We start from the raw sequence: 21,717 nt of genomic DNA on the forward strand, positions 1-21,717 counted from the left end.
AGTCCGTGCTCTCGCAGGAACCCGCACCGTCGAGTGCGCGGGGTCCTGCTCCTGCGGCGGAGCGTCCGGCCACCCGGCCGGGCGCTCCCCGCACGAAGGAGCAGACCCTCGCCTGGCTGCGCACCCTCGCCGGTGAGCTCTCGACGCAGACGATCAAGCGGCTCGAGGACACGCTGCCCTGGTACGGCAGCATGCCCCCCGGTCGGCGCTCGGCGGTCGGCCTCGTCGCCCAGGCCGGCATCACCTCGTTCATCTCGTGGTTCGACGACCCGTCGGCCACGCCGTGGATCGCGGCGGACGTGTTCGGAGCCGCTCCCCGCGAGCTGCTGCGCTCCGTCTCGCTGACGCAGACGCTGCAGCTGATCAAGGTGACGGTCGAGGTCGTCGAGGACCGGATCAAGAACGGCGGGGAGGACCTCCGCGAGGCGATCCTCCTCTACTCGCGCGAGATCGCCTTCGCCGCGGCCGACGTCTACGCGCGCGCCGCCGAGGCCCGAGGCCTCTGGGACGCGCGCCTGGAGGCGCTGGTCGTCGACTCGATCCTCACGGGCGAGGCCGACGACGAGCTGCCCAGCCGGATCGCCGCCCTCGGCTGGCACGGCCACGGCGAGGTCGCCGTCCTGGTGGGCACCGCCCCCAAGATGCTCGACGTCGACCAGCTGCGCCGCACGGCGCGGCACATGGACGCCGACGTGCTGATCGGCGTGCAGGGCAGCCGGCTCGTCCTGGTCATCGGCCGCGCCGAGCCGAGCGAGAACGCCACGGAGGAAACCGGCCCGCCGGTCGCGTTCCTCGAGATCGCGGAGGCGCTCGAGCCCGGCTTCGGGACGGGCCACCTCGTCCTCGGCCACGAGGTGCCGACCCTGGTCGAGGCGTCCCGCAGCGCCCGCGCGGCCCTCGCCGGCTTCGCGGTCGCCCGCTCCTGGCGGAACGCGCCGCGACCGGTCAACGCCGACGACCTCCTTCCCGAGCGCGCCCTCGCCGGCGACCCGCTCGCCCGCCAGAGCCTCATCACGCAGATCTACCGGCCCCTGCAGAAGCACTCGACCGAGCTGCTGACCACGCTGTGGGCCTACCTCGACAACGGCCGCTCCCTCGAGGCGACCGCCCGCGAGCTGTTCGTGCACCCGAACACGGTGCGCTACCGCCTCAAGCGGGTCGCCGAGGTGATCGGCTGGGACGCGACGGGCGCCCGCGAGGCGCTCATCCTCCAGTCCGCCCTCATCCTCGGCTCCATGAGCGACCCGGACGGCGCCGTCCGCCGGAAGCCGTCCCGACGCTGAGGCCCTCCGCTCGCCGAACCCCTCCCGCCCCTGAACACTTGTAGACCCGCGACAAGCTCTTTGTGCTTTGTCAGTGGCTCCACGCGCCGCACGTGCGAGCGCAGATCGGAAGACTGGATACCGTGATCGTCGTCGTCGCCCCGGGTCAGGGCTCCCAGACCCCCGGATTCCTCGCCCCCTGGCTCGAGATCCCCTCCGTGGCCGAGCAGGTCGCCGCGCACTCGGAGGCGGTCGGCATCGACCTCGCCGCGCACGGCACCGTCTCGGACGCGGACACCATCCGCGACACCGCGGTCGCCCAGCCCCTGATCGTCTCCGCGGGACTCGTGAGCCTCGCCGCCCTCCTCGAGGGCGGACGGCGCGAGCGCATCGCGGGCATCGCCGGCCACTCCGTCGGCGAGATCACCGCGGCCGCCGGAGCCGGGGTCCTCACCGAGGCCGACGCGCTGGTGTTCGTCCGCGAGCGCGCCCGTGCCATGGCCGCTGCGGCCGCCGCCGAGCCGACCGCGATGAGCGCGGTCCTCGGCGGCGACGAGCAGGCCCTGATCGCCCGTCTCGACGAGCTCGGCCTCGAGCCGGCCAACTACAACGGCGGCGGGCAGATCGTCGTCGCCGGCGCGGTCGACGCGCTCGAGGCGCTCAAGGCGGAGCCGCTCCGCGGGACCCGCGTGATCCCCCTGCAGGTGGCCGGCGCCTTCCACACCCGCTACATGGCGCCCGCCCGCGACTCCCTCGCCGGCGTCGCCGCCGGGCTGACCCCCTCCGACCCGACGCTCCGTCTCTGGACGAACCGCGACGGGTCGGTCGTCGACTCCGGTGCCGCGTTCCTCGAGCTGCTCGTCGGCCAGGTCGCCTCCCCCGTCCGCTGGGACCTCTGCATGGCGGCCTTCGCCGACGCGGGCGTCACCGGGATCATCGAGCTGGCACCCGCCGGCGCGCTGGTCGGCCTCGCCAAGCGCGGCCTCAAGGGCGTGCCGAGCATCGCCATCACGACCCCCGACGACGTGGACGCCGCCCGCGCCTTCCTCGACGAGCACGCCGCCTAGCAGGAGAGACCCCATGACGACCCCTTCCCTCACCCAGTCCAGCGGCAGCGCGTACACCCGGATCCTCGGCATCGGCGCGGCACGCGGCGACCTCGTCGTCCCGAACGACGACCTGATCGAGCCGATCAACTCCTCCGACGAGTGGATCCGCCAGCGCACCGGCATCATCGAGCGCCGCCGCGCCTCCGCCGACATCCACGCGGTCGACCTCGCGACCACCGCCTCCCTCGAGGCGATCGAGAAGGCGGGCATCCGCCCGGACCAGATCAGCGTCGTGCTCGTCTCCACGATCAGCAACACCGTGCAGACCCCGTCGCTGGCCGCGCTCCTCGCGGACCGCATCGGGGCGAACCCCGCCCCGGCGTACGACATCTCGGCGGCCTGCGCCGGCTACACCTACGGCATCGCCCAGGCCGATTCCTTCATCCGCTCCGGCCTGGCCGAGTACGTGCTCGTCGTCGGAGCCGAGAAGCTGTCCGAGCTGGTCAAGTCGACCGACCGCAGCATCTCCTTCCTCCTCGGCGACGGCGCGGGCGCCGCGGTCGTCGGCCCCAGCGACACCGCCGGCATCTCGAAGACCGTGTGGGGATCCGACGGCTCCAAGTGGGACACCGTCGGCATGGACAACCCGCTCGCGGCCTACCGCGACGGCACCGCCGAATGGCCCACCCTCCGCCAGGACGGCCCGTCGGTCTTCCGCTGGGCGGTCTGGGAGATGGCCAAGGTCGCCAAGCAGGCGCTCGCGGAGGCGGGCGTCCAGCCCGAGGACCTCGCCGCGTTCATCCCCCACCAGGCGAACATGCGCATCATCGACGAGCTCGCGAAGCAGCTGAAGCTGCCCGAGACCGTCGCTATCGGCCGCGACATCGAGACCACCGGCAACACCTCCGCCGCGTCGATCCCGCTCGCCACCCACCGCCTGCTCGAGGAGCACCCGGAGCTGCACGGCGGACTCGCGCTGCAGATCGGCTTCGGCGCCGGACTGGTGTTCGGCGCGCAGGTCGTGGTGCTCCCGTGACCGGCGCGACCCCACCCCTAAACTGACCTACGGTCACTGACGAACACCCGAAGAACCCCCAAGGAGAGAACCATGGCACTGTCCAACGAAGAAGTCCTCGCCGGCCTGGCCGAGCTTGTCAACGACGAGACGGGCATCGCCACCGACTCCGTCGAGATGGACAAGTCGTTCACCGACGACCTCGACATCGACTCCATCTCGATGATGACCATCGTCGTCAACGCCGAGGAGAAGTTCGACGTGAAGATCCCCGACGACGAGGTCAAGAACCTCAAGACGGTCGGCGACGCGGTCCGCTTCATCGTCAAGGCGTCCGAGTAGTCGTCGCCCGCGCACCCCGTCCTCGTGGCGGACACCCCGGCCGGCGATCGTCGGCCGGGGTGAGCCCGGCACCCACCCACACGGAACAGAGAAGCTCGTCATGACCAAGAAGATCGTCGTCACCGGAATCGGTGCCAGCACTCCCCTCGGCGGGACCGCCCGGGAGTCCTGGAACGCACTCCTCGCCGGCGAATCAGGCGTCCGCTCCCTCGAGCAGGACTGGGTCGCTCAGTACGACATCCCGGTCACCTTCGCCGCCCAGGCCAAGGTCCGCCCGGAGGAGGTGCTCTCCCGCCCCGAGGCGAAGCGCCTCGACCCCTCCAGCCAGTTCGCGCTCATTTCGGCCCGCGAGGCCTGGGCCGACTCCGGCATCACTGACGTCGACCCGCTCCGCGTGGGCGTCGACTACTCGACCGGCATCGGCGGCCTCTGGACCCTCGTCGACGCGTGGGACACCCTCCGCGAGCGCGGACCCCGCCGGGTCCTCCCGATGACCATCCCGATGCTCATGCCCAACGCGGCCGCCGCCGCGATCAGCATGGCCATCCCCTCCCGCGCCTACGCCCGCACCGACGTGTCGGCCTGCGCCTCCAGCACCGAGGCCCTCGCGAACGCCTACGAGCACATGCAGCTCGGCCTCGCCGACGTGGTCGTCGCCGGCGGCACGGAGTCGGTCGTCCACCCGCTCCCGATCGCCGCCTTCGCGTCGATGCAGGCCCTCTCGCGCCGCAACGACGACCCGGCGACGGCCTCACGCCCCTACGACGTCTCCCGCGACGGCTTCGTCCTCGGAGAAGGCGCCGCGACACTCATCCTCGAGACCGAGGAGCACGCCCTCGCCCGCGGAGCCCGCATCTACGCGGAGCTCGCCGGCGGCGCCGTCACCAGCGACTCGTACCACATCACGGCGCCGGACCCCGAGGGCTCCGCCGCCGCCCGCGCCATGATCGGCGCCCTCGAGCAGGCCGGAGCCGCGCTCACCGACGTCACCCACGTCAACGCTCACGCGACGAGCACCCCCGTCGGCGACATCGCCGAGTACCGCGCCCTGCTGCGCGTCTTCGGCGACCACCTCCCGAACATCGCCGTGTCCGCGACCAAGGCGTCCACCGGTCACCTCCTCGGCGGCACCGGCGCGCTCGAGGCCATCTTCACCGTGCTCGCCCTCCACGAGCGCACCGCACCCCCCACCATCAACCTCTTCGAGCAGGACCCCCAGATCCCCCTCGACGTCGTCACCAGCCCCCGCGCCCTCGGCGACGGACCGCTGGTCGCCATCTCGAACTCGTTCGGGTTCGGGGGGCACAATGCTGTTGCCGCTTTCCGGACGGTGTAGCGGGGCGTAGCCCCGCTCCACCGTGCGGAAAGCGGGCTGCGCCGCTCCTTGCGCGGCGCAGGCGCGTCCGCTGGGGAGGGGGGCGGGGTTCCCGAGGGCCGGTGCGGTGCGGCGACGGTGATCCGCTGGAACGCGGATCCCCGGATACGCCTCGTGCCGCGAGGGATCTGCGCCGCCGTCTGGTGCGGGCTGGTGAACACGCCGTGCTGGTGGGGAGCGCGGGCTTCGCCGCGACTCGGGTCGGATACTCCGATTGCGGAAGCTGTCCGGGTGGGACGGCGGGCTTCGCCGCGGCTCGGGTAGAAAGCTTCGGTTCAAGCAGCTGTGCTCGAGGGGAGCGCGGGCTCCGCCGCGACTCGGGTCGGATGCTCGGATCAGGACGGCTGCGCTCGTGGGGAGCGTGCGACTCGCCATTACTCGGGCCGTCGGCGTCGTGCGCGACAGAGGTGCGGGCGGGTCCACGAGTCTTCCGACGCCCTCCGCCGGAACGCGGTGCTCCGCCGACCGTCTGGTCGACGTGCCAGCGAGCGGCAACCGCGAGGTGACGACGCGACTTCGAGGCGGGCCTCTGCCGAAACGGGGGTCCGCTGGCCGCCTGGTTCAGGGAGGCGGGAGCGAACGATTGCCGCGAGGCGTATCCGCCGATCCGCGTGCCAGCGGATCGGCGTCGCCGGACGCAAGCCGCTCCACGGAAGCCGACCAGCCGACCGAGCCGACTGCGCGACGCCGCGCGAGGAGCGGCGTCGAATGAACTCAGCCGACCCCGTGCATCCAGACGACGGGGGCGAAGTCGCCGCCGTAGCGGAAGGGCTCGAGCTCGTCCTCCCAGGCCTGGCCGAGGGCGAGGCGCAGCTCGCGGTGCAGCTCGATGGGGTCGGCGCCGGCGAGCTCCATGGCGGAGCGGATGCGGTCCTCGGGCACGACGGTGTTGCCCGCGCTGTCGGTCTGGGCGTAGAAGATGCCGAGCTCGGGCGTGTGCATCCAGCGGCCTCCGTCGACGCCGGGCGAGGGCTCCTCGGTGACCTCGTAACGGACGTCGGCCCAGCCGCGGAGAGCGGACGCGATGACGGCACCGGTTCCGACCGGGCCCTCCCAGGCGAATTCGGCGCGCAGTGTGCTGCGGAGCACGGGCTGCTCGATCCAGGCGAAGTTCACGGCACGACCAAGGGCGCGACCTGTCCCCCACTCGAGGTGGGGGCAGAGCGCGCGGGGGGCGGAGTGCACGAAGAGCACACCCCGAGTCTGCTGCGCCACCATGGTGTCCTCCGTTCGTCCCGGTGCGTCTTCCCCAACGACCCGGACCACGGAACACTCTGCGGTGCGCCTTCTTCGATTATGACGGTGGACGTGCCACCACGCCCGATCATGCAGGAGCGGCGGACCTCCGTCAAGGCGGCTCGCCGCGCCTGCTCGACCGGCCGTGGGCGGCTCCTGCCTATACTCGGGTCGTCCGCGCCGCCGGACGCCGCACACCGCCAGACGCCCGCCGGGAGGAGCACCGTGTCCGTCCGCGACGGCCTGCTCGCCCTGCTCACGCTCGGCCCCGCCTACGGCCTCCAGCTGCACGCCGAGCTCCTCGACCGTGCCGCGCACCGGCCCCGGGTCAACGTCGGCCAGATCTACTCGACGCTCGAGCGCCTGCGCGAGCGGGGCCTCGTCGTCTCGGCCGGGTCCACCGACGACGGCCTCCCCCTGCACGCGCTCACCAGCGAGGGCCGCGCGGAGGCGGCCGCCTGGCTGACGGGTGACGGAGCGTCCCCGGAGGAGGACTGGGACGACGTCCTCGACCGCGTGCTGCTGGCCTCGAGCCTGTCCGGCGCCGACCTCGCCGCCGTCCTCGACGCGTACGAGAGCTCGCTGCCCGCCACCGCCGACGAGCATGCGGAAGAGGAGGACGCGCACCCGCAGCGCCGCCTCGCCGCGATCGCCGCCGGCGTGCGGGAGGAGGCCCTGCGGCGCCTCCTCGAGGCGGCCCGCGACGAACTCACGGGCGACGGGCCGGGACGGGGCGTCCGCGGATACGCTCTCGAGCGTCCCCGTCGGGGCCGTCGAGCCTCGAGCTAGGACGAGACAGGCGCGGGTGCCGTCGCCTAGGGTGGTTCGCATGTCCCGCACCCCCCTCGGTCTCCGCGTCCCCTCCCGGGCGCGCCGGCGCCTCGTCGCCGCCGGAGCGGGCACGGTCCTCGTCCTGTGCGCCGCCCTCGCCGCTCCGCTCTCCGCGTCCGCCGCCTACGACCCGTCCGACTACCCCTCGTGGTCCGATGTGGAGGCCGCGAAGTCGAGCGAGAGCGCCACCGCCGCCGAGGTCGACCGCATCACCGCCTTCCTCGCCGACCTGCGCGACCAGGCCGCCGCCCTCACCGACGCCGCCATCAGCCGGGCCGCCGAGGCGGACGCCGCGCAGAGCGCTCTCGACGAGGCGACTCAGCGCGTGAGCGCCCTGGAGGAGCGCGCCTCCGCCGCCCGCTCGGACGCCGACGCCGCGAAGGAGCAGGCCGGCCGTCTCGCCGCGCAGCTCTACCGCAACGGCGGGACCGATGCGACGCTCAACCTCCTCATCGGCGGCGACGAGTCGAGCGAGCTGCTCTACCGCCTCGGCACCATGACGCAGCTCACCCAGCAGACCAGCCGGCTCCAGACCGCGGCGCAGTCGACCGAGAACCAGGCCGTCTCCCTCGCCGCGCAGGCCGAGCAGGCCCGGGGCGAGCGCGTCTCCCTCGCCACCGCCGCGGCCGACGCGCTCTCGGCCGCCCGCTCCGCGCAGGCCGAGGCCGACGCCAAGGTCGCCGACCAGGAGAAGTACAGCCAGGAGCTCTACACCCAGCTCGCCTCGCTCAAGAACACCACCGCCGAGATCGAGCGGGAGTACGCCGACGGCCAGGACGCGAAGTCGGCCTTCGAGGAGCAGCAGCGCCTCTCCCGCCTCGCCGCCGAGGCCGAGGCCGCCCGCCAGCGCGCCGCGTCGGCTCCCGCCGCGGCCGCTGCTCCGGCAGCGCCCTCCAACAGCGGAGGCGGCGGAGGCGGCCCGGTCGAACTCGGCGACGACGACCCGACCGGCGCGCGCAACAGCTCCGCCAAGACCATCGCCGCCCTCGGCACCTACGCCGGACGCACGGACGGCCTCTCCCCCGCGCAGGCCCAGGCCTACGCCCGCACCGCTGTCGGCCGCTTCGGCTGGGGCGCCGACCAGGTCGACCGGTGCCTCATCCCGCTGTGGAACGGCGAGTCGGGATGGCGCTGGAACGCGCTGAACCGCTCCTCCGGTGCCTACGGCATCCCCCAGGCCCTCCCGGCGAGCAAGATGGCCAACTCGGGAGCCGACTACCAGACGAACGCGGCGACGCAGGTCGACTGGGGTCTCTCGTACATCAAGAGCGCCTACGGCTCGCCCTGCAACGCGTGGTCGAGCTGGAACAACCGCTCGCCGCACTGGTACTGATCCCGCGCCTCACTTCGCCTGGTCGTAGGAGTCGACGACGGCGACGGTGACCGGGAAGTCGACCTCGCCCTCTCCGAAGAGCGAGCGTCCGGCGCGCACCGCCGCCTCGCGGACGATCGCGGCGACCCGCTCGCCGACGTCGGCGGGAGCGTGCACGATCACCTCGTCGTGCAGGAAGTAGACGAGGTGCGCCCGGCCGACCGCGCCGCCCTCGGCGCGCAGTCGCGCCCGCAGCTCGCCCATCCAGCAGAGCGCCCACTCGGCCGCGGTCCCCTGCACCACGAAGTTGCGGGTGAAGCGTCCCCACTCGCGCGCTCGCGCCGCATCCGCCGAGAGCCCCTCGGGTCCGGGAGGCGAGCTGCGCCCGAGCCACGTCGAGACGCTCTCGCCGCGCTCCCCCGCCCGAGCCGCCGCCTCGACGTGCGCGACCGAGCGCGGGTAGGCACGGGCGAGCCTCGGGAGCAGCCGCCCGGCCTCGCCGCTCGTCGCCCCGTACATCGCCCCCAGCATCGCGACCTTCGCCCGCGGCCGATCGGGGATCACGCCGGCGTCGACGATGCCCTGGTAGAGGTCGCGGCCCCGCCCGGCGGCGGCCATGGCCGAGTCGCCCGAGAGCGCGGCGAGGATGCGCGGCTCGAGCTGCGCGGCATCCGCGACCACGAGGCTCCAGCCCGGATCCGCGGTGACCGCGGCGCGGATCTGCCGCGGCAGCTGCAACGCCCCTCCGCCCGAGGTCGCCCAGCGGCCGGTGACGACGCCGCCCACCACGTACTCCGGCCGGAACCGTCCGTCGCGCACCCACGCGTCGAGCCAGGCCCAGCCGTTGGCGGTGAGCAGCCGGGAGAGCTTCTTGTACTCCAGGAGGGGCGGCACCGCGGGGTGCTCGAGGGACTGCAGCTCCCAGGAGCGCGTCGATTCGACCGGCAGCCCCGCGCGCCGCAGCGCCTTGAGGAGCTCGGCCGGCGAGTCGGGATTGAGCTCGGGCGCGCCGAGCTCGTCGCGCAGACGGACGGCCAGCGCCTCCAGCAGGGCCGGGCGGCCGCCGAAGAGCGGGCGGGGGCCGAGCATCCCGGTGAGCACCCGGTCGTGCACATCGGCGCGCCACGGCAGCCCCGCGTGGGCGATCTCGCGAGCGATCAGGGCGCCGACGGACTCGGCGGCGAGCAGCAGGCGGAGCCGGCCGGCCTCGGCGGCGCCGGAGAGCGCCTCCTCCTGCCGGGCCAGCTCGAGGACGGGGTCGAGCTCGTCGGAGCCGCCCGCCGCCTCCTCGAACCCGATCAGCGTGTCCTGCGCGGCGGGGGCCGCGGCTCCCGCGTCCCACGGGTCGAGGGGCGAGCGCGCGAGAGCCGATGCGGCGGCGGAGACCGAGCGGCGGAGGATCGCGCGGGCCAGCCGGAGGTCGTGGCACCGGGCGACGACCACCCCGGCCGACAGCAGTGCGGGGTACCAGCGCGCGGTGTCGTCCCAGACCCAGCGCGGGCGCTCCGGCTCCCGCTCCCGGACGAACGCCCCCAGCTCGGCCGGCCCCCTGCCGCTCCCGGCCTCGGCGCCGCCGACGGGGTCTACCGCCCGCCACGCCCCCGTGGGGCCGCCGACGAGTGCGAGGAGCATCGGGCCATTCTCCCCCGTGGCGGACACGGAGGCCGCCGTCGCGGGGACGGCAGGGCCCCCTCTCGCTGAAGGAGTCACGGCGACGGCCGCGAGGGCGGGTAGCCGGGGAAGGGCTTCTCCTGCGCCGTCGGCGGCTGATGGGCCCACAGGGCGGCCGCGATGGTGTCCATCGAGCGGGAGTAGCCCACGAGCGTCCGCCTCTCCGGCTCGGCCGCCCAAGTCACCGCGCGGAACCAGGTCTCGCGGTACGGGCCGGTCTCGATGCGGCGCACCAGGCCGATCCGGCCGGTGCGCAGGGCGTCGACCATCACCCACTCGTCCTGCCCGCTGCTGCGCAGCATCTGGAGCGGACTCCACTCGATCATCGCGCCTCCCACCGGTCGATCCGCGGCCGTGGCGAGCACGAGCGCCGCGGCGTACACTCGCAGACTATCGAACACATGTTCGAACGGCCAACCGGGTCCGGCGAGTGAACGGGAGCACGACGATGGCGGTGATCGACGAGACAGCGCTGGTCTCGACCGACGGCGAGGGAGTGCCGATCGCGCTCGAGTGGCGGGGCGGGAGCTACCGGGTGACCGACCGGCCGACGGTGTGGATCTGCACGAGCGAGTGGTGGGCGCCCCTCGAGGGGTTCCCGCCGACGTTCGGGCGCACGCCGGTGAGCATCGGCGGCTGGCGATTCCAGGCGACGGACCTCGCGACCGGCGGAGCGTTCGTGCTCGACGTGGTCGCGTCGACGGAGCCGCAGTGGAGCGTGGTGCGGATCTACGAGTAGTGCCGGCGCCAGGCCGGCCGGGCGGCTACTTGTCGGCCGACCAGGGCGCCCGCGTCATGGCGATGAGAGCCGCGACTCCGGAGACGAGGCCGACACCGGCGATGGCGGACACGACGAGCCAGAGAACGAGTTCCATGCCGCCAGTCTACCGAGCCCCGGAGCGGATCCTCTCCGCCCCGCTTCCATCCCCCGGCTATGGAATAGCCTGGGCAGAGTGACCGACGCCCCCACCCGCGCGAGTGTCGGACTGCGCTCGGAGCGCGGCCCGATCCTGCTGTCCCTGATGATCTCGACCGCTCTGGTCGCCCTCGACGCCACGATCCTCTCGACGGCCGTGCCGTCCATCGTCGCCGACCTGGGGGGCTTCGAGCAGTTCCCCTGGCTGTTCTCGATCTACCTGCTGGCCCAGGCGGTCTCGGTCCCCCTCTACGGCAAGCTCGCGGACGTGATCGGGCGCAAGCCCATCATGCTGATCGGCATCGCCCTGTTCCTGGTCGGCTCGCTCCTGTGCGGCCTCGCCTGGAGCATGCCCGCGCTGATCGCGTTCCGCGCCCTGCAGGGCCTGGGGGCCGGAGCGATCCAGCCGATGGGCATCACCATCGCCGGCGACATCTACACGGTCGCCGAGCGTGCGAAGACCCAGGGCTACCTCGCGAGCGTCTGGGGCATCTCCTCGGTCGTCGGGCCGACCCTCGGCGGCGTGCTCTCGGACCTGGGCGCCTGGCGCGGCATCTTCCTCGTCAACATCCCCCTGTGCCTCCTGGCGGCGTTCCTCCTGATCCGCAGCTTCCGCGAGACCACGCGGGGCGAGAAGCAGCGGATCGACGTGGCGGGCGCCTCCGTGCTCGCCGTGGGCACCGCGCTGCTCATCCTCGGGCTGCTCGAGGGCGGCAGCGCCTGGCCGTGGCTCTCCCCCGCCGGAGTCGGCGTGTTCGTCGTCTCGGCCCTCGCGTTCGCCGGCTTCGTCGCGATCGAGCGGCGCGCGGCCGCCCCGGTGCTCCCCCTCTGGGTCCTCACGCGGCGCGTGCTGATCTCGACCAGCCTGGTCTCGGTGACCGTCGGCGCGATCACGTTCGGCGTCACCTCGTACTTCCCGACCTTCGCGCAGGGCGTGCTCGGCAGCTCCGCCCTCGGCGCGGGCTTCGCCGTAGCGGCGATGACGCTCGGCTGGCCGGTCGCGGCGAGCCTGTCGGGCCGGCTCTACCTGCGCATCGGCTTCCGCAACACGGGCTTCCTCGGAGCGGGGCTCGTCGTGATCGGCACGGCGCTGACCGTCCTGCTCGGCGCCTCCTCGACGCTGTGGGAGATCGCCGGCTTCTGCGTGCTGATCGGCGCCGGCATGGGGCTCGTGGCGACTCCGACGCTGATCCGGGCGCAGTCGAGCGTCGACTGGAACGAGCGCGGAGTGGTCTCCTCGACCAACTTCTTCGCCCGGAACATCGGCAGCGCCGTCGCCGTGGCCGTGTTCGGCGCGATCGTGAACGCGAAGGCGGGCGGCGGCGTCCCCGCACCGGCGGACCTCGCCGAGGGCACCCGCTTCGTCTGCATCGCGCTCACGGTCCTCGCCGTGGGCATGCTCGCCGCGGTCTGGGCGATGCCGAAGGAGGGGCGCACCGCGCCCGGAGAGGATCGGGCGGCGGAGGCCGAGCCCGACGCGGCCCGGCCGGACGCGGCCCAGCCCTAGCCGTCAGGCGGCGCCGTCGGTTCTCGTCGTCAGCCGGAGCGGCGCGCCGCGGCCGTCGCTCGCAGGCGGTCGCGGTGGGTGCGGCGCACCCGGTGCGTCCAGCGCTGCAGGGACGACCCCATCCCGGGGTGCCGCGCCAGCGTGTGCAGAGCGCGGTCGAACCGGCGGAGCATGTCGGCGAAGGCGCCGAAGGGGCGGGCCGAGATGCCGACCTCGAGGTGGCGGTCGAGCACGATCCGGTGCCGGAGTCCCAGGTGCACGCTGATCTCGACGTCGTCGTGCACGTAGGCGTCGTGCCGGTGCATCTCCTCCGCGATCTCCTCCCACGCCGACCGGCGGACGGCGCAGTTGGAGCCGAAGAGCGGCCAGTTGGCCAGCGCCGACCCCATCAGCACGAAGTAGGCGTCCATGTAGGCGACCCGCGCGATCACCCGGGCGATCGGGCCGAGCTCGTCGAAGCGTCCGGGACCGGTCACCGCTCCGACCTCGGGGTCGGCGAAGTGGCCGGCCAGGCGCGCCAGCCAGTCGGGTCCCGGGCGGGAGTCGGCGTCGAGCCGTGCGAGGACGTCGCCGTGCGCCTCGTCGAAGCCGTGCGCCGTGCTCGCCGGGATCCCGGCTCCGTCGTGCCGCACCACCCGCGCGCCCGCCGCTCGCGCGACGGCGGCGCTGTCGTCGGTGCTCCCGTCGTCGACGACGACGATCTCGAACGGAGCGAGCGTCTGCTCGCGGAGGAGCTCGAGCAGCTGCTCGAGGTGGCGGGCGTCGTCCTTCACGGGGACGACGACCGAGATGCGCCGGTGATCCATCCGCCCAGTCAACGCGATCGGGGCGCTCAGCGGGGACACCGCCACGCGTCTCGCGCGAGCCCGGACCTGTCAACCGGCTCCCGAGCGCGCCGGATCCGCTGATGGGATCGACCCGTGTCCGCCGGATCGGCGGCCCGATCGAGACAGGAGACGACATGACCCAGGGACCTCGAGACGTCCGGCCCACCCGTGCACTGGTGACCGCCTCGGACTCCGGCATCGGCCGGGCGACCGCGGTGGCACTGGCCGAGGCGGGCATGGACGTCGGCATCACCTGGCACAGCGACGAGGAGGGCGCGCAGGGCACGGCGGAGGAAGTGCGCTCCCTCGGCCGGCGCGCCGAGATCGCGCGCCTCGACACGACGGATCTGCAGGGCGCGGGCGACGTGATCGACGACCTCGCGGATCGACTGGGCGGGCTCGACGTCGCCGTCAGCAATGCGGGCGGAGGCGGGGGCGAGCCCTTCCTCGAGCAGAGCCTCGACAGCTGGCGCTCGACCGTCGCCCTGAACCTCGACGGAGCGTTCGTCTGCCTCCAGCGCGCCGCGCGGCGCATGGCGGCCCAGGGCACGGGCGGCAGGATCATCGCGGTCACCAGCGTCCACGAGCACCAGCCGCGGGTCGGCTCCGTCGCCTACACCGCTGCCAAGCACGGGCTGGGCGGCCTGCTGAAGGTGGCCGCACTCGAGCTCGGCTCCCTCGGCATCACCGTCAACGCCGTCGCCCCCGGGGAGATCGCCACGCCGATGAACGACGCCGAGGACGTGGACCCCGTCACGATCGACCGCCCCGGCATCCCCCTCGGCCGCCCCGGCGACGCCCGCGAGATCGCGGCGGTGGTCGCCTTCCTGGCCTCTCCCGCCGCCTCCTACATCACCGGATCCTCGTACGTCGTGGACGGCGGGATGCTGCAGATGGGGCCGCAGGCCGGCTCCCACCTCCGGCAGGACGACTGGCGCGAGGCCTGAGCCGCCGACCACGGCGCCCGCCCGCCGGGTACTCTCGAAGAGGTGCTCCGGCGGGCGGGGCGCCTGCTCCGGGATGTAGGTGACGCACGTGTGGTTCCGGCGTCGACGCAGGTTCAAGATGGAGCCGTACGACCCCGATGAGAACCCGTCGCGCGAGCCCGCCTCCGTCGAGGAGGCCGCCGAGGAGGGCCTGATGCTCGCGCAGTACGCGAGTCGCATGGCCGTGAAGAACCGGGTGCTGATGGACGGCCTCGGTGCCGACGTCCCCTTCGAGTCGGGCCGCTACTCCGTCGTCGCCGCGGAGGAGCTCGAGAAGCTGGCGCGCGAGTCCGAGGCGGCCGCCGAGCGCCTGCGCGGCATCGCCGCCGACGTGACCTCGGTGGGCGGCCGCTCCGACCACGTGCACGACTACCGCTCGGCCGACGTCGACAACCTCGACCACCGCGAGCGGCTCTCGCTCCTGGTCGCCGACTCCCTCCACAGGCGGGCGCAGGACGAGGAGTACCTCGCGACGCTCGTCGACGACGCCCGTCAGGACGCGTGGCGCGAGCTCGCACAGTCGATCGAGGAGACCCTCGACCGCACCTCGCGGATCGACCCGGACGACGAGGAGTACCGCCGCGACCGCTCGGTGCGGATGGCGCTCGTGGTCGTCGACGACCTGGTCAAGCTGGCGGAGGAGCGCGGCGTCAGCCTCGAGGACTGACGGGCTCGTCGTGGGACGCCGGAACCGGGCTCAGGCCCAGCCGGCGCGGAACGACTCGGTCGCCTCGGCGGAGCGCTCCCGGACCGACTCCAGCAGCTCCTCCATGGTGGAGCTGCGGAGGAACGCGAGGCGGTCGAGCTCGGTGACCGGTGCGACGCCGGCGAGCTGCCAGGCGTGCGCGGCCGGATCCTCGGCGAGCTCGACGACCGCGCCGTAGCGCTGCTCGACGAACTCGCTCGCGACCGCCAGTGCCGTGCGGACCGCCGACTCCGCCGCAGCCAGCGCGGGGGTGTGCTTCTCGTCCCACTCCAGATCGGGCAGCAGGCGGACCTCGGCGCGCGGGTACGGGTCGTCCTCGTACCAGCGGACGACCTCGAAGCGCTCCTCGCCCACGGAGTCGAGCGTGACGAACGACTCCGCCCCGTCGATGTTCAGGATGCGCGCGCGGGCGCCGACCGCGAACCGCTGGTCGCCGCCGCCCACCTCCTGGCCGCGCTCGATGAGCACGACACCGAACGCGAGGGTCTCGTCCTCGAGGACGTCGCCGAGCATCCGCAGGTACCGCGGCTCGAACAGCCGGAGCGGGAGCGGCATGTGCGGCAGGAGCACGGAGCCGAGCGGGAACATCGGAAGATCAGGCACGGGATCAGGCAATCACGTCGAGCGGAGAGCGGCCAGTACGGGCGCGGCGCGTCGGGACGTGCTAGCGCATCGCGCCACCGTGTCGTCCGCTCGCGGATGCTCGCCACGCCCCGGGCGATCTCCGACGGCCCGGCCTCACCCTCGAGGCTCCCACTCAGACTGGGAGCATGGATCTCGCTGACCTCCGAGCCGTCGTCCGAGCGGACCTGGCCGCCAAGGGCCACGCCTCCGACCGGCTCACCGTCCTCGTCCTCCGGCTCGGGCAGTACTCGAGCTCTCGGAGGACCCGGCTCCCCCTCCACCTCGTCTACCGCCTGGTCGATCTCGTCTGGACCCGCATGATCGTCGGAGCCGAGCTGCCGCCGACCGCTCAGGTCGGGCCCGGCCTGCGGCTCCCCCACTGGGGCCGCGGCGTGATCCTGCACCCGCGCACGGTCATCGGGAGGAACGCGTTCATCTACCACGGCGTCACCATCGGCGAATCGAAGGGTCGGACGCCCGTCATCGGCGACGACGTCTACATCGGCGCCCGCGCGACGATCGTCGGGGACGTGACCGTCGGCGACCGTGTACGGATCGGAGCCGGCGCCGTCGTCGTCCGCGACGTCGCCTGCGACTCGTCCGCGGTCGGCGTGCCGGCGAGGACCGCGTCGGCGGCGTCCTGAGGCACGGCCCGTCGGCCTGACGGGGCCGGACCGCCCGCCCCGACGAGACCAGCATCAGGTGGAGGCCCGACCCGGCGCTGGAGAGGAGGAACGACCGCGGGTGGAGCGGAGTAGGGCGTACGGGACTTGAACCCGTGACCGACGGATTATGAGTCCGCTGCTCTGACCGGCTGAGCTAACGCCCCGCGGCGGCCGTCCGAGCGGCCGTCAGGTGGCGGCGGGTGCGGACGCTGCGTCGGAGGCCGGATCGGCCACCGGCTCCCCACGATACAGGCTCTCGAAGGTGCTGATCGTGCGGTTGATGTCGTGCGAGGCGACGATGCGGAGGGAGGCGCGCTTCATCGCCTCGAGGTCCTCCTGGTCGGCCGTGAGCACGGCGGTGAGGCGCTCGGCGAGGGCCTCGGCGCTGCCCGGCGCGAAGAGGTAGCCGTTCTCGCCGTCGTGCACGAGGTGCGGGAGGGCCATCGCGTCGGCGGCGACGACGGGGAGGGCCGAGGCCATCGCCTCCATGGTCGCGATGCTCTGCAGCTCGGCGATGGACGGCATGGCGAACACGGTGGCGCGGGTGTACGCCTCCTTGAGCTCGGCGTCCGAGACGTAGCCGGTGAAGCGGACGCGGTCGGCGATGCCGAGGGTCGCGGCGAGCTGCTGGAGGTTGCGCATCTGGTCGCCGCCGCCGACGATCTCGAGCTTCGCGTCGAGCGCCGGATCGAGCAGGGCGACCGCGCGGAGCAGGACGTCGATGTGCTTCTCGCCGGTCACGCGGCCGACGAAGAGGATCGAGTCGCCGGCGCGGGCCGAGAAGTCGGGCGTGTAGTTGTCGGCGTCGATGCCGCAGGAGATGGCGTGGACGCCCCGGAGGCCCGTGTACTTCTCGAGGAACTGCGCGGCCTTGCGGGTCGGCGTGGTGACCGCCTCCGCCCGGCCGAAGGTGCGGCGCGCGGCCCGCCACGCCATTGCCACGGCCTTGGCCTGCACGGCCTTCGGCAGGAGGGTGAACTCGAGCATGTTCTCGGGCATGAAGTGGTTCGTGCCGACGATGCGGATGCCGCGCTTGGCCGCCTCGATCCCGAGGCCGCGGCCGACGATGATGTGCGACTGGAAGTGCACGACGTCGGGCTTCACCTCGTCGAGGATGCGCGCGCTGTTCTGCCGGATGCGCCACGGCATCGCGAAGCGCAGCCAGTCGTGCGGGTACCAGCGCCAGCTGTAGAGCCGGTGCACGATGATCCGCTGGCCCTCGTGCGTCTCGACCCGGGTGCCGCTCCAGCCGTCGGCCGAGGGGGCGACGACGTGGACCTCGTGGCCGCGCTGCGCGAGACCGGCGGCGAGGCGCTCGGCGAACTTCGCGGCTCCGTTCACGTCGGGAGCGAAGGTGTCGCAGCCGATCACGACCGTCAGCGGTCGGGAGTCGGGCGATCCCGGTCGGGACGCGTCGCGGGGATCTGACACGGGAGGTCCTATCGGTGTCGTGCCGCTCGGGGAGAGAAGGGAGCGATCGGCGGAGGTCGGTCGGTTTCGTGGCTCTCGGCGCGGACCCATTGTAGGCAGAGGACTCCTCACCACTCGGGATCCCGCGCCGTCAGCGCGCCTGCGGGTGGTGCTTGGCGAGGAGGAAGACGCCGTAGATGGCGACGGCACCGGCCGCGATGAAGAGCGGGATCGCCCACGGGGCCGCGTACTGCGCCTCCCCGAGCACGACGATGCCGATCGCGACGGCGACCAGCGGGTCGATGACGGTGAGGCCCGCGACGACGAGGTCCGGCGGGCCGGAGGAGTAGGCGTTCTGCACGAAGTACCCGCCGAGCGCGGTCGCGGCCAGGAGCGCCACGATGCAGACCACCGTCAGCGGGTCGAACTCGCCGTACTTGATGCGGTTGAGCACGACCTTCGCGAGAGTCGCGACGAAGCCGTAGACCACTCCGGCGCCCACGATGTAGAAGATCGCCTTCGCTCCGCGGCGGAAGACGCGGAAGGCGATGACGAAGACCGTGAGCACCACGGCGAGGATCACGAGGATCGTGATGAGCTCGGGTGTCTGGATGGACTTGTCGACCGCGTTGAACGCCGCCACGAGGACGAACGTGCCGACGCCTCCGACGCAGAGCACGATCGCCCGGATCGACGCCGCGTTCAGGCGCACCCGGCTGACCCGCGCGTTGACGACCGCGGTGATCACGAGCGCCACCGCTCCGAGCGGCTGCACCACGATGAGCGGGGAGAAGCCGAGGCTCGTCAGCTGGAAGACGATCGCGAGACCCAGGAGCAGGGTGCCGATCACCCACGAGGGGCGCGAGAGCAGCGCGACCAGCTGGCCGCCGCTGAGCCCGGAGGAGCCGGAGCGCTTCGAGAACCGCTCCACCTTCGCCACTCCCCGGTGCTGGAACTGCGCGCCGAGGGAGAGGAACACCGCGCCCACGAGAGCGATCGGGATGCCGATGAACTTCGCCGGGTCGTTGAGGAGTTCGGCGAGATCGGCGGGCATGGGGTCGACCCTACCCAGAACGCCTCCGCGAGTCCTCCGACGCACGGGTGAGGGGCTGAGCCCAGCGGATGATCCTCGCGGACCCGGTCGACGGCCCCGCGGTACCCTGTCCCCCATGGCCGTCCTCCCCATCCGCATCGCCGGCGACCCCGTCCTGCACTCCCCCGCCGCCCCCGTCACCGAGTTCGACGATGCGCTGCGCACCCTCGTCGCCGACATGTTCGAGACGATGGACACCGCCCCCGGAGTCGGCCTCGCCGGCCCGCAGGTCGGCGTCCCGCTGCGCCTGTTCGTCTACGACTACGCCGACGACGACGGCACCCCCCGCCGCGGCGTCGCGATCAACCCCGAGCTGTTCGTGACGCCGACCCCGCTCGGCGAGGCGGACGAGGACACGGAGTCGGAGGGGTGCCTCTCCTTCCCCGGCGAGCGCTTCCCGCTCCGCCGCTCCGAGCGCGCGATCCTCCGCGCGGTCGACCTCGAGCAGGAGCCGTTCGAGATCGTCGCGGACGGCTGGTTCGCCCGCGTGTTCCAGCACGAGTTCGACCACCTCGACGGCGTGCTCTACATCGACCGCCTCGAGCACGACTACCACAAGCCGGTCGCGAAGATCACCCGCAAGCGCGGCTGGGGCGGCCCCGGCGTCTCGTGGCTGCCCGGCGTGGAGCACCTCGAGGACTGACTCAGGCCAGGTCGACCCCGTGCACGCCGTTGTGGTGGCGGATCGCGGGGAACGAGGCGGTGACGCTCCGGCCGACGCCGGGCGTCCGCTTCTCGGTCACGTCACCGCCGAAGAGGGCGGCCCGCTCGCGCAGCTCGGCGAGCGCGGGGCTGTCGATGCGCTCGGTGAGCGAGCGCAGATCCGCCTCGAGAGCGCTGGCGTCCTGCTCCGCCGCGCCGTGCTGCTCGCGGTCGTCGTCGACCTCCACCCGGAGGCCCGTGGTCGTCCATCGGGAGCTGATGCGGACCTCGGTCCCCGCGCCGCCGGTCTCCAGCGCCGAGTCGAAGGCGTACTCGAGCACCCGGAGCACGGCCACCTCGGCGCCGTCCTGCAGCGGGAACGGCTCGCCGAACGACTCCTCGCGGACGCTCAGGCCTCGCTCGCGGGCGCCCTCGATCAGGGGGACGGAGCCGCCGGTGCGCGGCAGCTCCCCCGGATCGACGGAGGCGACGGTCGCGATGCGGCGCAGCTGCGCCAGCGAGGCCTCGGCTGCCCGCACTGCCCGCTGCGCCGACCGCGCGGCTGCGGCGGGGTCGCGGTCGATCGTGAGCCGGACGCTCTCGGCCTCCTCGACGACGTGCGCGGCGCTGCGGACCGCGAGCTGCTCGAGCTCGCCGACGATGCGGAGCCTCGCCTCCTGCTCGCCGACCGCCAGCTCGAGGCGGACGACGCGCGCCGCCTCCTCCGCACGGCTCTCGGCGGCACGGCGCTCGGCGCCGACGGCGCGACGCCACAGCACGACGACCGCGACCAGGGCGATCAGGGCGAGGACGAGGACGACTTCGAGCACGACGGCCTCCGGGGTGACGGGACGGGTTCGGCACAGGAGCGCCGGAGAGAGATCGTACCCGCGCCGCGGACAGCGGACCTGAGGCCGCGGAGGGGGTTGCGGAGCCGGACTCAGCCGTCGGAGCGCACGGAGCGGGTGACGGTGAAGCGGCGGTCGCGCGCCACCACCGAGGTCGGCCCGACCGCGCGGCGCAGCTCGGCCGGATGCGCGAGGTGGGAGTTGAAGACCGTCCACAGCACGCCTCCGGGGCGCAGCACGCGGCCGGCCGCGCGCAGCATGCGCCGGGCGACGAGGTCGGTGACGGCACCGTCGGAGTGGAACGGCGGATTGCAGAGCACGACGTCGACGGAGGACGCCTCCAGCGTCGAGGCGTTGTCGTCGCGGAGGACGCGGACGGCGAGCCCATTGGCCGCCGCGGTCGCCCGGGCGGACTCGACCGCGGCACGCGAGGTGTCCGTCGCGGTCACGGCGAGGTCGGGGCGGGCCCGGGCCACCACGGCGGCGAGGACGCCGGTTCCGCAGCCGAGGTCGAGTGCGGTGCCCGCGGGAAGGGAGTCGACATCGAGGGCGGCGAGGAGGGCGCGGGTGCCGAGGTCCAGTCGTGCACCTGCGAAGGCTCCCGGCAGTGCGACGACCTCGAGGTCGAGCTCGTCCAGACGGCGCCGCTCGGGCCCTGGCGCGGGCGGCTGGTCGGGGAGCGCGCCGCTCGCGAGCAGGGCGCGCGACTTCTGCCGGGCGAGGGAGACGTCGATCCGCTCGTAGCGCACGGCGAGCACGTCGTTCATCGTGCGGGTCATGTGCTTGATGCGGCCGGCGCCGATCAGGGTCGCCGCCGGGTTCGCGAGTGCGGTCCCGGCCGCGACGGCGGCCAGGGCGTCGAGCGAGCGCGGCAGGCGCAGGAGCACCGCGTCGGCGTCGCGGACGGCCTCCGCGACGGAGTCGACGATCTCGATCGGCGCGAGATCGACGCCCGACCCCCGCACCGTCTCGAGGTTCTGCTGGAGAGCGCGCTCGGCGGTGATCGAGTCCTGCACGACGCGCACGGCACGTCCGTCGGCGGCGAGGCCGAGGCTCAGCGCCCCGTAGGCGTCCCCGATCACGGCGAGGCGGCCGCGATCGGCGGCGAGGTCGAGCAGCAGGCGGTCGCTGGCGTCGACGGCGACGAGATCCGGCGCCTCGACGTCGGGGCGGCGGCGCAGGAGAGCGAGCAGGTCCTCGCGCATCGCGCCTCCGATCGTCGGTCCGAGCGGGTGGGCCCTCGAGGGCGACCGCTCGCGGGCACGAAAAAAGGGCCCGAGAGTGGAGTCCCGGACCCTTCGCTCCCCGACTTGGACTCGAACCAAGAACCTACCGGTTAACAGCCGATTGCTCTGCCAATTGAGCTATCGAGGATCATCCGACCACCCGGAGGCGATCAG

General features: G+C 73.3%; 22 protein-coding genes and 2 tRNA genes. 13 read left to right on the top strand and 11 right to left on the bottom strand.

The annotated features are described in order from the left end of the window. Nucleotides 1–116 precede the first annotated feature (116 nt). The 5 genes from C5C10_RS07775 (at nt 117) to C5C10_RS07795 (ending at nt 5,004) form a co-directional block, all read left to right on the top strand. The gene (locus tag C5C10_RS07775; RefSeq protein ID WP_181027189.1) at nt 117–1,283 is read left to right on the top strand and encodes a CdaR family transcriptional regulator; all 1,167 of its coding nucleotides are present in this window, start codon (nt 117–119) and stop codon (nt 1,281–1,283) included. A 122-nt stretch (nt 1,284–1,405) separates the two neighbouring features. Then, on the top strand, nt 1,406–2,329 hold the full coding sequence (locus C5C10_RS07780; RefSeq protein WP_104226672.1) for an ACP S-malonyltransferase: 924 nt from the start codon (nt 1,406–1,408) through the stop codon (nt 2,327–2,329). A gap of 13 nt (nt 2,330–2,342) precedes the next feature. Continuing rightward, nucleotides 2,343–3,347, top strand: coding sequence for a beta-ketoacyl-ACP synthase III (locus tag C5C10_RS07785; protein ID WP_104328955.1), 1,005 nt, complete (start codon nt 2,343–2,345; stop codon nt 3,345–3,347). A gap of 72 nt (nt 3,348–3,419) precedes the next feature. Further along, the gene (locus C5C10_RS07790; protein ID WP_104223463.1) at nt 3,420–3,668 is read left to right on the top strand and encodes an acyl carrier protein; all 249 of its coding nucleotides are present in this window, start codon (nt 3,420–3,422) and stop codon (nt 3,666–3,668) included. A 100-nt stretch (nt 3,669–3,768) separates the two neighbouring features. Further along, nucleotides 3,769–5,004, top strand: a complete 1,236-nt coding sequence (locus C5C10_RS07795) for a beta-ketoacyl synthase (RefSeq protein ID WP_104226673.1) — start codon at nt 3,769–3,771, stop codon at nt 5,002–5,004. Between the two features lie 753 nt (nt 5,005–5,757). On the opposite strand, the gene C5C10_RS07800 is transcribed toward C5C10_RS07795, so the two are convergent. After that, complete coding sequence (locus tag C5C10_RS07800) at nt 5,758–6,261, bottom strand: DUF3145 domain-containing protein (protein ID WP_104226674.1); 504 nt, start codon at nt 6,259–6,261, stop codon at nt 5,758–5,760. 243 nt (nt 6,262–6,504) lie between these two features. On the opposite strand from C5C10_RS07800, the gene C5C10_RS07805 reads away from it, so the two are divergent. Continuing rightward, complete coding sequence (locus C5C10_RS07805) at nt 6,505–7,068, top strand: PadR family transcriptional regulator (RefSeq protein ID WP_181073416.1); 564 nt, start codon at nt 6,505–6,507, stop codon at nt 7,066–7,068. Between the two features lie 40 nt (nt 7,069–7,108). Continuing rightward, nucleotides 7,109–8,443 (top strand): hypothetical protein, encoded by a 1,335-nt coding sequence (locus tag C5C10_RS07810; protein WP_104267569.1) that lies wholly within the window; start codon nt 7,109–7,111, stop codon nt 8,441–8,443. A gap of 9 nt (nt 8,444–8,452) precedes the next feature. Here the strand turns inward: C5C10_RS07810 and C5C10_RS07815 are convergent, their stop codons facing one another. Both C5C10_RS07815 and C5C10_RS07820 read right to left on the bottom strand, forming a co-directional pair. Further along, on the bottom strand, nt 8,453–10,054 hold the full coding sequence (locus tag C5C10_RS07815) for a bifunctional 3'-5' exonuclease/DNA polymerase (protein ID WP_104328956.1): 1,602 nt from the start codon (nt 10,052–10,054) through the stop codon (nt 8,453–8,455). A gap of 74 nt (nt 10,055–10,128) precedes the next feature. Then, nucleotides 10,129–10,419: a hypothetical protein gene (locus C5C10_RS07820; protein WP_146076962.1), complete on the bottom strand. Its 291-nt coding sequence runs from the start codon at nt 10,417–10,419 to the stop codon at nt 10,129–10,131. 128 nt (nt 10,420–10,547) lie between these two features. Between C5C10_RS07820 and C5C10_RS07825 the strand changes: the two genes are divergently transcribed. Both C5C10_RS07825 and C5C10_RS07830 read left to right on the top strand, forming a co-directional pair. Continuing rightward, entirely contained in the window at nt 10,548–10,832 is a 285-nt protein-coding gene (locus C5C10_RS07825; RefSeq protein WP_146082123.1) for a hypothetical protein, read from the top strand. 283 nt (nt 10,833–11,115) lie between these two features. Next, nucleotides 11,116–12,516: an MDR family MFS transporter gene (locus C5C10_RS07830; RefSeq protein ID WP_104328976.1), complete on the top strand. Its 1,401-nt coding sequence runs from the start codon at nt 11,116–11,118 to the stop codon at nt 12,514–12,516. 29 nt (nt 12,517–12,545) lie between these two features. Here the strand turns inward: C5C10_RS07830 and C5C10_RS07835 are convergent, their stop codons facing one another. Next, nucleotides 12,546–13,322 carry a glycosyltransferase family 2 protein gene (locus tag C5C10_RS07835; protein WP_104223456.1) on the bottom strand — a complete coding sequence of 259 codons (777 nt, stop codon included), beginning with the start codon at nt 13,320–13,322 and terminating at the stop codon, nt 12,546–12,548. A gap of 155 nt (nt 13,323–13,477) precedes the next feature. On the opposite strand from C5C10_RS07835, the gene C5C10_RS07840 reads away from it, so the two are divergent. Beyond that, nucleotides 13,478–14,290 carry an SDR family oxidoreductase gene (locus C5C10_RS07840; protein WP_104328977.1) on the top strand — a complete coding sequence of 271 codons (813 nt, stop codon included), beginning with the start codon at nt 13,478–13,480 and terminating at the stop codon, nt 14,288–14,290. 118 nt (nt 14,291–14,408) lie between these two features. After that, nucleotides 14,409–14,996 (top strand): hypothetical protein, encoded by a 588-nt coding sequence (locus C5C10_RS07845; protein WP_104328958.1) that lies wholly within the window; start codon nt 14,409–14,411, stop codon nt 14,994–14,996. 30 nt (nt 14,997–15,026) lie between these two features. On the opposite strand, the gene C5C10_RS07850 is transcribed toward C5C10_RS07845, so the two are convergent. After that, a complete protein-coding gene (locus tag C5C10_RS07850; protein WP_258060482.1) occupies nt 15,027–15,638 on the bottom strand; it encodes an LON peptidase substrate-binding domain-containing protein in 612 nt (203 codons plus the stop codon). 167 nt (nt 15,639–15,805) lie between these two features. Here C5C10_RS07850 and C5C10_RS07855 point away from each other — a divergent pair, with 167 nt between their 5' ends. Continuing rightward, on the top strand, nt 15,806–16,303 hold the full coding sequence (locus tag C5C10_RS07855; protein WP_104328960.1) for a serine acetyltransferase: 498 nt from the start codon (nt 15,806–15,808) through the stop codon (nt 16,301–16,303). 111 nt (nt 16,304–16,414) lie between these two features. Here C5C10_RS07855 and C5C10_RS07860 read toward each other — a convergent pair. From C5C10_RS07860 to C5C10_RS07870, 3 genes are all read right to left on the bottom strand, one after another. Then, a tRNA-Ile gene (locus C5C10_RS07860) sits at nt 16,415–16,488 on the bottom strand. Nucleotides 16,489–16,510: 22 nt separating this feature from the next. Beyond that, on the bottom strand, nt 16,511–17,755 hold the full coding sequence (locus tag C5C10_RS07865; protein ID WP_258060483.1) for a glycosyltransferase: 1,245 nt from the start codon (nt 17,753–17,755) through the stop codon (nt 16,511–16,513). Between the two features lie 130 nt (nt 17,756–17,885). Continuing rightward, entirely contained in the window at nt 17,886–18,788 is a 903-nt protein-coding gene (locus tag C5C10_RS07870; protein WP_104223451.1) for a DMT family transporter, read from the bottom strand. Between the two features lie 115 nt (nt 18,789–18,903). Here C5C10_RS07870 and def point away from each other — a divergent pair, with 115 nt between their 5' ends. Then, nucleotides 18,904–19,470, top strand: a complete 567-nt coding sequence (gene def, locus C5C10_RS07875) for a peptide deformylase (protein WP_104223450.1) — start codon at nt 18,904–18,906, stop codon at nt 19,468–19,470. A gap of 1 nt (nt 19,471) precedes the next feature. Here def and C5C10_RS07880 read toward each other — a convergent pair whose 3' ends face one another. The 3 genes from C5C10_RS07880 to C5C10_RS07890 all read right to left on the bottom strand — a co-directional run bounded on the left by C5C10_RS07880 (nt 19,472) and on the right by C5C10_RS07890 (nt 21,691). After that, nucleotides 19,472–20,299 (bottom strand): hypothetical protein, encoded by an 828-nt coding sequence (locus tag C5C10_RS07880; protein WP_104223449.1) that lies wholly within the window; start codon nt 20,297–20,299, stop codon nt 19,472–19,474. Between the two features lie 110 nt (nt 20,300–20,409). Continuing rightward, the gene (locus C5C10_RS07885) at nt 20,410–21,522 is read right to left on the bottom strand and encodes a class I SAM-dependent methyltransferase (RefSeq protein WP_104328962.1); all 1,113 of its coding nucleotides are present in this window, start codon (nt 21,520–21,522) and stop codon (nt 20,410–20,412) included. Between the two features lie 96 nt (nt 21,523–21,618). Next, nucleotides 21,619–21,691, bottom strand: a tRNA-Asn gene (locus tag C5C10_RS07890). Between the last annotated feature and the right edge of the window lie 26 nt (nt 21,692–21,717).

This window comes from Rathayibacter sp. AY1A3 (genome assembly GCF_002930975.1).
Lineage (GTDB): Bacteria > Actinomycetota > Actinomycetes > Actinomycetales > Microbacteriaceae > Rathayibacter.